General features: G+C 40.1%; 13 protein-coding genes. 5 read left to right on the top strand and 8 right to left on the bottom strand.

Going from position 1 to position 14800, the window contains the following annotated elements; genetic code table 11:
* Positions 1–26 precede the first annotated feature (26 nt).
* The 3 genes from HHO41_RS19945 to HHO41_RS19935 all read right to left on the bottom strand — a co-directional run bounded on the left by HHO41_RS19945 (position 27) and on the right by HHO41_RS19935 (position 3468).
* Entirely contained in the window at positions 27–1397 is a 1371-nt protein-coding gene (locus HHO41_RS19945; protein ID WP_169102017.1) for a UDP-N-acetylmuramoyl-tripeptide--D-alanyl-D-alanine ligase, read from the bottom strand.
* Positions 1398–1449: 52 nt separating this feature from the next.
* The gene (locus HHO41_RS19940; RefSeq protein ID WP_169102014.1) at positions 1450–2529 is read right to left on the bottom strand and encodes a D-alanine--D-alanine ligase; all 1080 of its coding nucleotides are present in this window, start codon (positions 2527–2529) and stop codon (positions 1450–1452) included.
* 162 nt (positions 2530–2691) lie between these two features.
* The gene (locus HHO41_RS19935; protein WP_169102012.1) at positions 2692–3468 is read right to left on the bottom strand and encodes a hypothetical protein; all 777 of its coding nucleotides are present in this window, start codon (positions 3466–3468) and stop codon (positions 2692–2694) included.
* A gap of 202 nt (positions 3469–3670) precedes the next feature.
* Between HHO41_RS19935 and mgtE the strand changes: the two genes are divergently transcribed.
* Together mgtE and HHO41_RS19925 are read left to right on the top strand one after the other, a co-directional pair.
* Entirely contained in the window at positions 3671–5029 is a 1359-nt protein-coding gene (gene mgtE, locus HHO41_RS19930) for a magnesium transporter (protein WP_169102010.1), read from the top strand.
* Positions 5030–5052: 23 nt separating this feature from the next.
* A complete protein-coding gene (locus HHO41_RS19925; RefSeq protein ID WP_169102008.1) occupies positions 5053–5943 on the top strand; it encodes an EamA family transporter in 891 nt (296 codons plus the stop codon).
* Between the two features lie 16 nt (positions 5944–5959).
* On the opposite strand, the gene HHO41_RS19920 is transcribed toward HHO41_RS19925, so the two are convergent.
* The gene (locus HHO41_RS19920) at positions 5960–7288 is read right to left on the bottom strand and encodes a hemolysin family protein (RefSeq protein ID WP_169102007.1); all 1329 of its coding nucleotides are present in this window, start codon (positions 7286–7288) and stop codon (positions 5960–5962) included.
* 217 nt (positions 7289–7505) lie between these two features.
* On the opposite strand from HHO41_RS19920, the gene HHO41_RS19915 reads away from it, so the two are divergent.
* The 3 genes from HHO41_RS19915 (at position 7506) to HHO41_RS19905 (ending at position 9648) form a co-directional block, all read left to right on the top strand.
* The gene (locus HHO41_RS19915) at positions 7506–8372 is read left to right on the top strand and encodes an SPFH domain-containing protein (protein ID WP_169102005.1); all 867 of its coding nucleotides are present in this window, start codon (positions 7506–7508) and stop codon (positions 8370–8372) included.
* Between the two features lie 12 nt (positions 8373–8384).
* Positions 8385–8543: a type II toxin-antitoxin system antitoxin gene (locus tag HHO41_RS19910; protein WP_169102003.1), complete on the top strand. Its 159-nt coding sequence runs from the start codon at positions 8385–8387 to the stop codon at positions 8541–8543.
* Between the two features lie 256 nt (positions 8544–8799).
* Entirely contained in the window at positions 8800–9648 is an 849-nt protein-coding gene (locus tag HHO41_RS19905; protein ID WP_169102001.1) for an undecaprenyl-diphosphate phosphatase, read from the top strand.
* A gap of 436 nt (positions 9649–10084) precedes the next feature.
* Here the strand turns inward: HHO41_RS19905 and HHO41_RS19900 are convergent, their stop codons facing one another.
* The 4 genes from HHO41_RS19900 to HHO41_RS19885 form a co-directional block, all read right to left on the bottom strand.
* Complete coding sequence (locus HHO41_RS19900) at positions 10085–10714, bottom strand: GyrI-like domain-containing protein (RefSeq protein WP_348981334.1); 630 nt, start codon at positions 10712–10714, stop codon at positions 10085–10087.
* 100 nt (positions 10715–10814) lie between these two features.
* Positions 10815–11972, bottom strand: a complete 1158-nt coding sequence (locus tag HHO41_RS19895) for a mannitol-1-phosphate 5-dehydrogenase (RefSeq protein ID WP_169101999.1) — start codon at positions 11970–11972, stop codon at positions 10815–10817.
* Position 11973: 1 nt separating this feature from the next.
* Positions 11974–12411, bottom strand: a complete 438-nt coding sequence (locus HHO41_RS19890; RefSeq protein ID WP_169101997.1) for a PTS mannitol transporter subunit IIA — start codon at positions 12409–12411, stop codon at positions 11974–11976.
* Positions 12412–12413: 2 nt separating this feature from the next.
* Positions 12414–14537 (bottom strand): BglG family transcription antiterminator, encoded by a 2124-nt coding sequence (locus HHO41_RS19885; protein WP_169101995.1) that lies wholly within the window; start codon positions 14535–14537, stop codon positions 12414–12416.
* Between the last annotated feature and the right edge of the window lie 263 nt (positions 14538–14800).

Genomic DNA, 14800 nt, shown 5'->3' with positions numbered 1-14800 from the left:
GCAATGGGGGACTGTCCCCCACCGCTTTACTGTAGTGCAGTAGCGATTTCTTCTAGTTTCATTCCTCTTGATGCTTTGATTAGGATTAGTGTTTCTTGATTTGTGTATTTTATTAGTTCTTTGGTTAATTCCGTTTTATCGGTAAATGATTTGACACGATCTCCTTGAAGAACCGTTTTAGCTCCTTCGGCGATCTCGCGACCAAGCTGACCATAAGTAAACACAAGATCAATTTCCTGCGGGTTAACCATCGCTCCAACTTCCCGATGGAATTCGACTTCCTGCGGACCTAGCTCAAGCATATCGCCAAGCACGAGAATTTTTTGCTGATAGCCCTTGAGATTGTTGATTAGCTCAATCGCTGCTTTCATCGATGTTGGACTCGCATTATAGGCATCATTAATGATCTTTTCACCATTTTTGCCATTCACTAGCTCCATTCGCATATTAGTGAGCTTTAACGAAGCAAAACCTTCATTCATCCTCGCAAACGGAACACCGAAATGATTAGCAACCAGCATCGCTGCTAAGGCGTTTAAGACATTATGTGTGCCTAAAACAGGTAAAGAAAACTCTTGATCTAATCCGTTAACAGAAAAGACATTACCCTGAGCTGTTGAAGTAATCCCAACCGGATATAAATCATTGTCCTGATTGCGACCAAACGTTTTGACATGGCCTTGATAGTCCACCATACGCTCACGCAATAATGGCTCATCCCCGTTATAAACGACTAAACCGTTGTCTTCTAACCCAGCAATAATCTCAAGCTTTGCTTCTGCGATTCCTGCGCGTGAACCGAGATCCAGCAAATGGGATTCACCAATATTTGTGATCATCACAGCATGGGGGCGAGCTAGTTCTGTTAAAAACTGAATTTCTCCACGTGCGCTCATGCCCATTTCTAGAATCGCGATATCAGTGTCCTCATCAAGATTCAGTACAGTTAATGGCAAACCTAGATGATTATTATAATTGCCTTCTGTTTTTTGGACCTTATATTGGAGCGCCATTAAATTGGCAGTAATATCTTTAGTCGTTGTTTTACCATTGCTTCCCGTAATCCCAATTACCTTTAACTGTGTTAATTGATTTCGATAGCTGCGTGCAAGCTCCTGAAGCGCAACTAAAGTATCCTCAACAACGATAACAGGTAAATGTAGTGGAGGGTTCGGCACATCCTTTTGCCACAATGCAGCTGCAGCCCCTTGCCCCAGGGCCGCTTCAACATATTGATGCCCGTCAGTTTTCTCCCCTTTAAACGGAACAAACAAGTTACCTTTCGTAATCTTTCGTGTATCAATGCAAACACCATTGATGTCAATCGAGCTGATTCCGCTTATATCATTATGAACCGAAATCATTTTTTCAATTTGCGCTATCGTTCTTTGAATCATGCGCTAAGCGACCTCCTGTTAATCCATTTAGGACTCCATGTGAGCTTCAAGCTTATATCGTAAACCGAATTCTTAGCTTTTCAGCGTGTCTTTCTTGCGCAAGCTCAACCAGCTTCTCAATCAACTGCGGATATGCGACACCTGTTTCATTCCACAACAACGGGAACATACTCACTGGCGTAAAACCAGGCATGGTGTTTACTTCATTGATTAGCCATTTGCCATCCTGAGTTAAGAAAAAGTCTGCGCGAACTAGCCCTGAGCAATCGAGTGCCTTAAATGCGCCAATCGCAAGCTCCTTCATTTCGGCATGCTCTTGCTCACTAATTTTAGCTGGGATAATCAAACCAGTACTGTTATCTTCATATTTTGCTTCATAATCATAAAAGGCAGCTTTCGGAATAATTTCCCCAGCAACTGAACATTGAGGTTCATCATTACCTAAAACAGCAATTTCAATTTCTCGTGCAATAACGCCCTGTTCAATGATAATTTTCCGGTCAAATTGAAATGCTTCCGAGAAGGCAGCTTCTAGTTCAGCTCGGTTTGTACATTTGCTAATTCCAACACTTGAGCCAAGGTTTGCTGGCTTAACAAAGCAAGGATAACCAAGCTTCTCCTCAACAACAGCGTAAGCATTCTCTTTGGATTGTTCCCAAACGCTACGAATAAACCAAACATAATCTACTTGTGCTAAACCTGCCTGAGCAAATATATTTTTCATGATTACTTTATCCATCCCTGCTGAAGATGCTAATACACCATTTCCAACATAAGGGATATTTAATAATTCTAGTAAGCCTTGAACCGTACCATCTTCACCGTTTGGTCCGTGCAATAATGGAAAAATCACATCAAGTGGCGCTAGCTCACCATTAACCTCTGCTTGAAAAAGCTGTGGTGAAAGCATTCCACCGTCTGCATCAACCGCAGAAAAAGCCAACTCATTTACATCTTCCACTGGAGCGAAAAGCTGGGACCCTTTAATCCACTGGCCCGCTTCTGTTATGTATATAGGAAAAATATCAAATTTAGTTAAATCAAGTGCTTTAATAACTGCCATCGCCGTACGCATAGATACTTTATGTTCTGCAGATTTACCGCCGTATAACAATCCTAATTTTGTTTTCATTTTTAATCCTCCATTCTTTCAGGTCATACCTATATATTTTACCACTTTATCTATAAAGGTGTTCATCATTTTTCCATTACTATAGTTTATGTAATATCGAGCTTGGTTCAATCCAATAAAACTTTGCAAACCAAAAAAGCGATCGCCAAACGACCGCTCCTCCTATTGTGTAGCTAATGACCATTCACGTGTTTTTTTCTCAAAAATCAACCGGGCATCACATTTCTCCTGTTTCATTTGTGCAAATTCATCAAACATATCATCCATATTGTCAAAATCGCCAATAACCCAAATGGGAATTTCGAATCGGGTTCGATTTTGCTGAATATTCCTAAACGAAAACACAATTCCTTCACGCATAAATTTAGTAAGCGATAAGATGATATCCAAATTAACTGGCGGATAGGTTCGCTTTTTTCTCAGGCCCATCATCGTCTTTTCTAATTTCATCTCGCTCAATTTTAGCGAAAGCACCTCACCGAGCATCCGATAAAAATCATTGATTTGCCGATAATACGTTTTATTAAACCAACCGTCATCATGAGATAAATAGACATACCTATTTCCTAATTTATTATAAAATGGGACTCGTAAATGCCGCTTTAAATGACCTAAATAGAGCAACTCAGCAATTTCCGTTCCCGACAACTCATCCAGGCCGTCAATTTCTTCAAAATCAATCCAGCAAAAATCGCCGTAACCATAAACATTATCGACAGCCAGTTTCCCAAGCAACTCCCTAGGGACATAATCGAGCTGTGTATGATTATTAAACTCACCATCATCAAAGCGGTGCTTTAATAATAATAAATGATTCAGTGAACGTGGTAAGGACTGGGCAAACTCCGCAAATTCCACTCCATATGAAATAACATATTGCCCGCTATCATTTAAATGGAAATAAACTAAATCACGAATTTCCTGATGATTTCGCTTCAATTTTTATGTCCCCCCAACCCGAAAAATTTCTCATAAAAAAGACAGCCCCTTACCCCACTGCCCCTCGTTATTTTTTCGCACAATATTATCTTTATATATTTTAGCAAAAACAGCGGAAAATATCTTATATTGTTGATAAAATTCTTTATAATGATTAATGGTAGGACAGAAGGCGCTTTATGCGCCAAGGAGCGTGACAGACATGATCATGAATTTGACTGAAGCACAGATTATCATTCAGATGATTAACACACTCACAGAAGGCAACAAACAGGGCTTTGAGTCAATCGTGGAAGAGCTCCAACCGTATGATATTGCTCAAATCTATGATCAATTACCAGAAGAGCATAAAACGCGGTTTTTATTATATTTAAATATCGACCTTCTTGCTGATGTTATTCAAGAATTAAGTAAAGAGACGCAAATCGAGATTTTAAATAAATTAGGACTTGAAAAAAAGGGCAAAGTCCTTGATGAAATGGACAATGATGACTTAGCCTCCCTCCTTGAAGACCTCTCACCAGAAAAAATGCGTTCATTACTTTCTGGAATGAAAAAAGAGGAATCAAAAGCTGTTCAGGATCTCATGAATTATCCTCCTGAAACCGCGGGACGGATGATGACAAACCGCTTTGTTTGGATTCGCAATTATTTTTCTGTTCGCGAAGCGGTCGACAAGCTGAAGGCCTTTGCAGATTATGCGGAAACGTTAAACTATTTATATGTAATTGATCATAAGCGAAAGCTCGTCGGAGTAGTCTCCTATCGTGATTTATTAATCGCCGAACCTGATGAACTGATTCGTAATATTATGTTTGAACGGGTAATTTCGGTAACTGTATCGATGGACCAAGAGGAAGTTGCGACAATGATCGAGCGCTATGATTTTTTAGCGATTCCTGTCGTCGATGAAGAAAATACTCTGCTCGGAATTGTAACAGTTGATGACATCATTGATGTGGTCATTAAAGAAGCCAATGAGGATATTGAAAAATTGTCAGCCTCTGGTAAAGCAATTGATTTTGATACGAAGGCCATTGTTGCGGCATCAAGGCGATTGCCATGGTTAATCTTATTACTATTTATCGGGATTGTCTCCGGAAAAATTATCAGTGGTTATGAAGACACGATCCAAAAGGTTGTTGCGCTGTCCTTCTTTATGCCGATGATTACTGGGATGACCGGTAATACAGGGACACAATCATTAGCAGTAGTGGTAAGAGGCTTGGTTTCGAAGGATATTGATAAAGTGGTTGTCATGAAATTAATCTTCCGTGAGCTTCTGGTCGGAATCATTATTGGTGTGACGTGCGGAATTCTGATTACGCTTATCGCATTTTTCTGGCAGGGGAATCCAATCTTAGGTGTGGTCGTTGGTTCCTCGCTGTTATTGGCGCTCATCATTGGTACACTCGCCGGAACTGTGATTCCATTAATTTTGTACCGTTTAAATATTGACCCTGCAGTTGCCTCTGGTCCACTTATTACCACTTTGAATGATATATTTTCACTAATCACATATTTTGGAATTGCTAGTGCCTTCATTAAGCATTTGATGTAGGTTTAGTATAGGAGTTATAACTGATGGGAAAAAGCAAATACGCACTATTGATATTTTTCGGCGCCTGTAGCTATGGCATTCTCACTGCAGTAGTTAAGGTTGCAATTGAGGCCGGTTATACCGTTCAAGAAATCACTGGCAGCCAATATTTATTTTCATTTTTAGCATTGTTAATTCTGTTTCCCTTTTTCCAGCGGGGAAGATTAACGGGACTTCAAGCCCTGCAATTATTATTAACAGGTAGTTTCTTAAGTTTAACAGGGATTTTTTACGGGTTAAGTTTGAAGGAAAATCCCGCTTCAGTTTCGGTTGTTCTTTTATTTCAATTTACATGGATTGGGATTTTACTCGAAGCGTGTTCTGAAAAACGATGGCCCAAACCTGAAAAGTTAGTCGCGATTCTTTTATTACTGATTGGAACAGGCTTTGCTGGACAGTTTTCACTAAAGGGTATCGGAGAGCTCGAGCCTGCCGGGGTCATATACGGATTTTTAGCAGCCGTGACCTATGCATTGTTTATATTTTTCACGGGTAAAGCAGCACCAAAACTTCCAGGCTTACAGCGTAGTACTTATTTAACCTTTGGGGGATTATTACTGATGATTTTGACGACCTCAGCTCAGTTTATTACAAGCGGGGTCATTTTCACCGGCTTATGGAAGTATGCATTAATAACAGGCTTTTTTGCTGTTTTACCGATTATCTGTTTTGCGTTTAGCTCACCAAAGTTAGATTCGGGGCTGACAACAATTGTGAGCTCAGCTGAATTGCCTGCTTCAATTATCGCCGCACTAGTCATCTTACATGAATCGTTTAGTACGGGACAATTTTTCGGGATTTTATTAATCCTAACTGGAATTATCATTTCGCAGCTATCGTTCGCACCAAGCCACAACAAATATTTGACAGGGTAAAATAAAACCGGTGAGGCTATTCCTCACCGGTTTCTTCAGTCAATGCAACTTCTATAGCTAACTTCTGTACCTCGACATATAAAATATGTTGTCCATCAGATTCCTTTACTTTAAATTCAAACCCCTCAAACTCAACGGTATCATTTAATTTTACACCATACTTTTGCGTTAAAATCCAGCCACCCAAGGTATCGACTTCATCATCGGGAATATGTGTCGCTAATAGGTCATTAACGTCTTCAATTAAAATTTTGGCATCAAATAAATAGTGTTGGTCACTAACCTTTCTGATTAACGGGATCTCATCCTGGTCGAACTCATCTCGTATTTCACCGACAATCTCTTCTAATATATCCTCAACCGTAACTAAACCGGCTGTACCCCCATATTCATCTAGTAAAATTGCCATATGATTGCGTTCCTTTTGCATCTTCACTAATAAATCATGTATAGGTATCGTTTCAATCACGCGAATGACCGGCTTAATATATGACTTAATCGGGAAATTTTCCGAATTGACGTTTAAACTAGCCGTTAATAGCTCTTTAATATTAATCATTCCGATAATATTATCCTTGTCCCCTTCAACGACAGGGTAGCGCGTAAATTTTTCTTCACTAATCACAATGAACATCTCTTCAAGTGAGGAGCTTTTGTCTAAAGCAACGATTTCTGTGCGAGGCACCATAATTTCTTTGGCAATTCGATTATCGAACTCAAAAATATTATTTACATAGCTATATTCTGACTGATTGATTTCACCCTGCTCATAGCTTTCAGATAAAATAATGCGCAACTCTTCTTCACTATGTGCAACTTCATTCTCTGAGGCAGGTTTAAGTCCAAACAACCCTGTAAATAAACGAGCTGAGGAATTAAGGGCCCAGATAAATGGAAATAAAATCTTATAAAACCAAATTAACGGCTTCGAAAAAGCCAAGGTGATAGCTTCAGCCTTTTGAATCGCAAAGGTTTTCGGCGAAAGCTCGCCCACCACAACGTGTAAAAACGTGACGATGGCAAACGCAAACCCAAATGACAATAATTGGCTAATCGATTCATTCAAAGATAAAGCTTCAAACACCGGGTGCAAAATCACCTCGAACGTCGGTTCACCGAGCCAGCCAAGACCTAGCGCAGTAATGGTAATACCTAATTGACACGCTGATAAATATTCATCCAAATGTGTAATAACCTTTTTGGCGGATAGGGCACTTTTATTTCCCTCAGCTATTAGCTGGTCTATTCTGCTTGTGCGCACCTTTACAATCGCAAATTCCGATGCCACAAAAAAAGCTGTAAATGCAATTAATAAAGCGATTAAAGAAAGGTTAATAAGTTCCAATGAAGGGTCCTACTTGAACAAGTAAGACACTCACCTCCTAATCGGAAAAACTTTAAGATGATTTTGCTGAAAAAATAAATACCGATTACATTCATTATTTCCATTATAGCAAAAAAAATGGGCGTAAAGGTTTTCCCAGTAGCATTGTCAATTTAATATTAAAGTGATATCATATTAGTATCAAAATAATTTCATTCTGAAACGGAGCGTGATCGGTTTGAAAGAAAAAGACGCCTTTAAATTAAATGGATTTGCCGGGGTTGGAATCGTGTTAGTGCTTGGGATTATCGCCATCTTTTTGTTTAGGCAATTCGTCCTTTATGAAAATCCCGTGATGGTCATCAGCTTTGCCATCATTGCCCTAATCGCCGTCGTGTTAGCCACTGGATTTACAATCATTCAACCTAATCAAGCGAAAGTACTCACATTGTTTGGTTCCTACTTAGGGGTAATTAAACATGAAGGCTTTTGGTTCTCTGTCCCGTTAACTTTACGTAAAAACGTATCATTACGTGTTCTCAATTTTAACAGTGATAAATTAAAGGTGAATGATCTTGAAGGTAATCCAATTGAAATTGCTGCTGTTGTCGTTTATAAAGTCGTCGATTCAGCGAAAGCGGTCTTTGATGTTGAGGATTACCGCGGTTTTGTTCACACGCAAAGTGAAACAGGCTTACGTCATATTGCCAGTCAATATCCTTACGATAACTTCAATAATGATTATGAAATTTCACTGCGTCAGCATTCAGACGAAGTTGGCGACGAATTAACGCGCGACTTACAACATCGTTTACGGGTAGCTGGGGTAGAAATAATTGAAGCGCGGATTATGCATCTTGCCTACTCAAGTGAAATTGCCCACTCCATGCTGCAACGCCAACAAGCGAAAGCCGTGCTTGCTGCCAGAAAGGTGATTGTCGACGGAGCTGTTTCGATGGTAAAATCAGCAATAGACCAATTAAGCAGTGAAGGTGTTGTCGAGTTAGACGAGGAAAAGAAAGCGCAAATGGTCAATAATTTAATGGTTGCGCTTGTTTCTGAGAAAGGAAACCAGCCGATTATCAATACAGGAAGTATTTATTAAGGTCGTGATGGTGTGGCTGAAAAAAAGAAATTTTTGCTTCGAATAGACCAGAAAACATATGACGCTCTCGAAAAATGGGCTAGTGATGAACTGCGCAGCGTAAACGCGCAAATAGAAATTCTCTTAAAGAAGGCAATAAAAGATTCTGGAAGAGCACCAAAGAACGAATAGCAAAAATTCAACAAACGTAGGTGGCCTGATTAGGTCACCTTTTTCGTTGTCCAGATCAAGGCGTTCGGCAATTGGCTCGAGCTCTTAAGCAGCTTAACCGTCAGCTTGCATTTTTCATTTTTTGTAAAATCTATTTATCGGAAAAGGGTTCTTTTCCCCCCATGCGATAAGGTATAATCATAACTAGTTGTAAAAAACAGGACAATGCTTATCTAGGAAGTCACCTTTCAAAAAATAAAGGAGAATAATTGAATCTATGGAATTTCTAACAATATTAAAAGCGATTATCCTCGGGCTCGTCGAGGGATTAACTGAGTTTGCTCCAGTTTCATCAACTGGGCACATGATTATTGTCGACGATATGTGGTTGAAATCAGTCGATTTTTTGGAATCAAAATATGTTGCCAATACATTTAAAGTGGTCGTTCAGCTTGGCTCGATTTTAGCTAGTGTGATTTTCTTCAAGGACCGCTTTATCGAAATGCTTGGCTTAGAGCGTTGGTTAAATAAACAAGGCTATCAAGAACATAAGGGCCAAAAAAGCCGTTTGAAGCTCTCGCAAGTCATCGTTGGGTTAATTCCAGCTGGGGTGCTTGGGGTCTTATTCGAAGACTATATTGATGAATACTTATTTTCAACAGAAACAGTGTTAATTGGATTAGTACTTGGAGCTATTTTGATGATTGTTGCTGACGTATTTGGCGGGAAGCGCCCTACCGTTCATTCTGTTGATCAAATTACCTATAAGCAAGCCTTTACGATCGGTTTAGTTCAATGCTTTTCACTTTGGCCAGGCTTCTCACGCTCCGGTGCGACGATTTCAGGCGGGGTACTGCTTGGATTGAATCACCGTGCGGCAGCGGATTTCACCTTTATCATGGCTGTACCGATTATGGCCGGAGCAAGCCTTATTTCCTTGCTGAAAAACCTGGAATACTTTACGCTTGATGCTCTTCCGTTTTTCATCGCCGGCTTCATCAGTGCATTTTTCTTTGCGTATATTTCGATTAAGTTTTTCTTAAAGCTGATTAATAAAATTAAGCTCGTTCCGTTCGCAATTTATCGAATCGTGCTTGCTGCTGTCATTTACTTTGTTTTTCTATAAATGGAAAAATAGCGCCAATGAACTCCATTGGCGCTACTTTTGGGAGTCGGCTCACTAAAACATAGCTCCAATGACCTCTATTGGCGCTACTTTTCGGGGGCGACTCACTAAAATATAGCTCCAATGACCTCTATTGGCGCTACTTTTCGGGGGCGGCTCACTAAAATATAGCTCCAATGACCTCTATTGGCGCTACTTTTGGAGGGCGGCTCACTAAAATATAGCTCCAATGACCTCTATTGGCGCTACCTTTGGGAGTCGGCTCACTAAAACATAGCTCCAATGACCTCTATTGGCGCTACTTTTGGAGGGCGGCTCACTAAAATATAGCTCCAATGACCTCCATGGCACTACTTTTTTAGTAGTAAAGTATCCAAACACACAAAAAAAATCCTCCTGAGCCTACATCAGGAGGATTTTTTTCATTCCAATATGGCTATTTTGCTGTTACGGGCTGTCTGATTACGGTTTTCAGCTTACTTGGGTCAACTTTACGAAAGTCACTCAAATAAATTTCATGATGCTTTCCTGACAGCGCATAACCATTCGCTTCGGCGAACTCATGGAGCTTAACAATTGTCGGATGCTCATCATCAAACGGACCGACATAAAGAATCTGAACGGAACGACCTTCTTCGTAGGTTTCAAATCGTAACTTATCAATCGAAGCAGGAGCGTTTTTCTTTTTCCGAGCTGCATCAATCGCTTCCTCGATCATTTCTTTAGTAATATGGCTTGGCTGCATGATCATCGCCGTCCATTTCCAGTCATCTTTTGAGGAACTCAGAAAATCAGCCATATTATCCATATACCATAATCCCTCGAGCGGCATGACAACATAATCCTGTCCCGCTTTTTTCGAAAGAAATTTCACTGTATAAGAAACAGAGAACAATGCTTCTATCGAAGCTTGAAAGTCCGGAGATGTATTAGGATTCCCCTGGCCATCAATCATCAAGTAATTCATTGGCGGAACATCAATCAGCCCATTTTGTTTTGGTGGATTGTAGAGAGACTTGAGTTCCTTTTTCCAATCGATTTTTTGCACCGCATTTTCATTAACCACGACACTCGCCTCCGAAACATTGTAGATTTAGTTTCATTTTATACTAAAACGACCTTTCTAACCGCAATTTGCATGGAGTTAAAAAGGTCGTTTTTTTGAATTATTTAGTTGCTTTTAATGTTTCGTATTGCACAATGACCCCATTAAATAGCGGTGACGCTGGCTCAAGTTTAGTCAATTCACTAACAGCAGCCTCGAGGCCTTGCTCCCTAATCAACGTTTGCACTTGGACAGCTTCCTCATCACCTTGGAAATCATACATAAGAGCTGCAGCAATTCCTTTTAGTAAATGAGTTGGCTCAGCTCCCATTAGCTCGAAGTATTGACGAGCCGGACTTACAAGCCGATCATTTGGTCCAAGCTTGCGAATTGGCGAGCGCCCCACCCGGGTTACTTCATCCGTAATAAACGGATTAGCAAAACGGCCGATAATCTTGTCAATGTATTGACGATGCTTCTCGGCATCAAACTCGTATTTTTTTACTAAGAAATCACCGCTCTCAGTTAAGGCACCTTTCACTAACTCAGTGATTTCTGACTTCTCCATTGCTTCGTTAATCGTGTTAATGCCATAGACATATCCAAAATACGCCGCTAGAGCATGTCCTGTATTAACCGTAAATAATTTCCGTTCAATGTATGGAACTAACTCAGGAACATAAGTAATTCCAGCGATTTCAGGAGTTTCACCGACAAGCTTCGTTTCTTCAACCACCCATTCATAAAATGGCTCAACCTTTACCATCAATTTATCTTCGTTCACCTGATTAGGAACGATGCGGTCAACCGCTGAATCAGGAAAGCCAAAGCGCTCATCAAATAACACCTTCTCCGCTTCGGTTAATTTTTCATACACCTTTTCCTTTAACAATGAACTTCCACCGATCATATTTTCACATGCAATCACATTAAGCGGTCGATCATTATGTTCAAGACGTTTACGTAAACCCTCTGCCACTAAGCCAGCAATCAACGGCAAAATGTTTGGACCAATCGCTGTTGTCACTAAATCAGCATTCGCGATTGCTTCGACAACTTGCTCCGGATGCGCAGCACTATTAATGGCCCGGACATTTTTCACGGTAACTTCCTGCTGCGATGGATCAGCAAGCACAACCCGATATTCCCTTTTCTCATTAAGCAAGTTGACGATTTCACTATTAACATCAACAAAACATGTTTCATAGCCTGAATGATAGAGCAGATTGCCAATAAAACCACGGCCGATATTACCGGCACCAAAATGGACAGCTAGCATATTAGTTCACTCCTTCAAAAATCGCAATAATCTCTTCTGCCGTAGTTGCAGTAACGAGCTTGTCAATATTCTCTTCTTCCGAACAAACAATCGCGATATTTGATAAAATGTCTAAATGCTCATTGTTTTTACCAGCAATCCCGATTAACAGCTTCACGATATTACCATTGCCAAAATCAACACCTTGCGGAACTTGGACAAATGAGATTCCAGACTCCTTAACAAAATGCTTTGAATCTTCAGTACCGTGCGGAATAGCCACGAAATTCCCCATATAAGTAGAGGTTAACTCTTCGCGCTCCAACATCTTTTCAATATAATTGCTCTCGACATAGCCTCTCTCAACAAGAATGCTACCTGTTAAGCGGATTGCCTCTTCCTTCCCTGCAACTGTTGTATTTAAACGAATGTTTTCTTTTGCTAAAATATTGTTTGTCATATTTATTCGCCCCTTATTTCGGTTAATTTTTCAGTAAAAAATTCATCAAGTCTTCCAGTTAGAAACGCTTCAATTTGCTCCTCGCGATTAGATTGGAACACCGCAATACTTTCCGCACTTTCTATTAATAATGAACTCAAATAGCTTAGTACTTCTAAAGTCCATTCCGATGCCGAAAGCGGTGAAAGCAACAAGACTAACTGCTTCATTTTCATTGAGGAATCATCCATTCCCCTCACTTCAAGCGGCTCCGTTAAGGAGTAAATCGTAAACGAAGGTGCTATAACGGAATCTGTTCTCGTATGATACAAAGCCATTGTTGTTTCCGGAATCCCTAGTCCACCAAGCTTTTCCCGCTCGAAAATGGCTTCGATCACGTTAGCTTTATCACGAACTACTCCCTGATCCATTAAATCCTGACAAGCTTTTGATAAAATATCAACGATAGAGGTAGACCCAGTGATAGGGACAACCTTAAACCCTTGTAAGATTGCTGCGATAACGCCTGCATATTCTTTTATCCTTGTCATCTCTTTTACGAAAGCTGCCAGAGGTTTATAGGTTACAGTTTTCGTTAACTCCGGATGATGCCTTTGTTCCATCACTAGCTTATAGGTACGCTCCTTTATAAACGCATGAAGCTTCGCAATTTCATCCTTGGATAGAAACGGTGAGACAATTAGATAATCACGGTCAAAATCGGCTAATGGGATTGTCGAAATAATTAATGGATAATCGTTAATGTTAATGTTTTTTAATTCAAGTGCTGATGCACTCTGGACTTCCTTAAGCTGCGGAAATTCCTTTTTTAATCTGGTGACAAGCATCTTCGAAGTACCAATGCCACTTGAACATATCACCAAGGTGTTCATTTGCAATTGGTCTCTATTGGCAAAGACCACCGCGCCAAAGTGCATCACAAGATAACCAGTTTCCTCATCAGGAACTTGATACTCAGGTAGCACCTCAGTTACCGCTGCTTTTACTATTAAAAATAAGTCTTGATAATCGCGCTTAACCCGCTCCAAGAGAGGATTAGAAATCCCCATATTTTGTGCTATTCTAAACAATGCCGGTTTTAAATGCATGACCAAGCCTTCAAATAATGAAACATTTGCAGATAAATCTCTACCTAAGCGACGTCCAACATTTTGAATCAATTGCTTCGTTTTCATCGCTACATGCAAGTTGGAATCTTCAATGGCGTATTCCTTATCGTGGCGCATTTTCGCCCCTTTTAAATGCATGGTGATGTAACCAATTTCTGCTTCGGGTATCTCAATCCGAAATACCTTTTCCAGCTCCGCAACAATTTTTTGAGCAAATTGATATTCTTTTGTTAAGCGCTCACTCTCTAAATAGGAGGCATCAATCTTGATGCTTTCCCCTTTTTGAATCCGTTCAACAGCCAGCGCTAAGTGAACGATTAGTCCAATGTAGGCGCTATCCGCCATCGAAAATGGTAGCTTTTGAATGATGGATTCAAATACCCTTTCAACAATCATAAGTTTGTTCTTTTCGACGAGACCAAGAAGTCGTTCAGAAATCGTATCAATTTGCTGCGTCGAGCGTTTTTGGATGTTTTCCCTTGCGAGCGAAAGAATCTCTGATTCATCTAGATGCTCAGAAATAATATTGCTCATCGCTCTTCGTTTGGCACCCTCTGAGCCTTCTAATTCGACTCCATAGCCTCTTCTCCGAATTAAAGTGAGACCAAATGACTGAAGCTTTTCCTCTAGTCTGGTTAAATCGCTGCTAACGGTAGCGATCGTCACATTTAAATCATTTGCAAGCGCAACAAGCTTTACTGGTCCATCTGCTTCAAGTAAGGCACACAAAATGATTGTAAGCCGCTCCTCGGCAGTGTACTCATTATGGCTGATATTAAATAATAATAGCTCTAATTCTCGTACCCTGCTTTTATCACCGCTAATGGCCACACCGACGCCAGACTTCTTTTGTAGTGTAAGTTGATATTCTTCTAAAATATCTTCAACATTTTTTAAATCACGATGAATCGTTCGTACACTTACACCAATTTTGTCCGCCAAATCCTTAACCGTTAGTTCATTTTCCTCTGATAACAAGATTTCGAGTATTTGCCTTTCTCTTGCAGAAATATACATAGCCTCACTCCGTAGAAGAAGTATTTTCCTAATCTTCTCCGCTTATGATGTTGCCATAATTTAAATTTTATACTTACAAATTAATCATAAAACAACCCCAACCTTGGTACAACAAGAGGTAAATGATAATTAGGCACATAAGTTGTTGCCAAAATTAAAATAGATAAGAACAAAATCGCTAACGCGACTTAATACCCACGACCCAAGTGAAGGTTATTCACTTGGGTCTTTTCTCGCCTGGCGCATTGTTCCATTACAAAAAG

This window comes from Bacillus sp. DNRA2 (assembly GCF_012843265.1).
Classification (GTDB): domain Bacteria; phylum Bacillota; class Bacilli; order Bacillales; family Cytobacillaceae; genus Bacillus_BU.
The sequence above is the reverse complement of the archived record's forward strand: the minus strand, read 5'-3'. Positions and strand labels throughout refer to the sequence as shown.

Bases quoted from the DNA above. Each gene is read 5' to 3' on its own strand.
- HHO41_RS19945 (WP_169102017.1), bottom strand. From the start codon at position 1,397: ATGATTCAAAGAACGATAGCGCAAATTGAAAAAATGATTTCGGTTCAT.
- HHO41_RS19905 (WP_169102001.1), top strand. From the start codon at position 8,800: ATGGAATTTCTAACAATATTAAAAGCGATTATCCTCGGGCTCGTCGAG.
- HHO41_RS19925 (WP_169102008.1), top strand. From the start codon at position 5,053: ATGGGAAAAAGCAAATACGCACTATTGATATTTTTCGGCGCCTGTAGC.
- HHO41_RS19885 (WP_169101995.1), bottom strand. From the start codon at position 14,537: ATGTATATTTCTGCAAGAGAAAGGCAAATACTCGAAATCTTGTTATCA.
- mgtE (WP_169102010.1), top strand. From the start codon at position 3,671: ATGATCATGAATTTGACTGAAGCACAGATTATCATTCAGATGATTAAC.
- HHO41_RS19940 (WP_169102014.1), bottom strand. From the start codon at position 2,529: ATGAAAACAAAATTAGGATTGTTATACGGCGGTAAATCTGCAGAACAT.
- HHO41_RS19895 (WP_169101999.1), bottom strand. From the start codon at position 11,972: ATGCTAGCTGTCCATTTTGGTGCCGGTAATATCGGCCGTGGTTTTATT.
- HHO41_RS19890 (WP_169101997.1), bottom strand. From the start codon at position 12,411: ATGACAAACAATATTTTAGCAAAAGAAAACATTCGTTTAAATACAACA.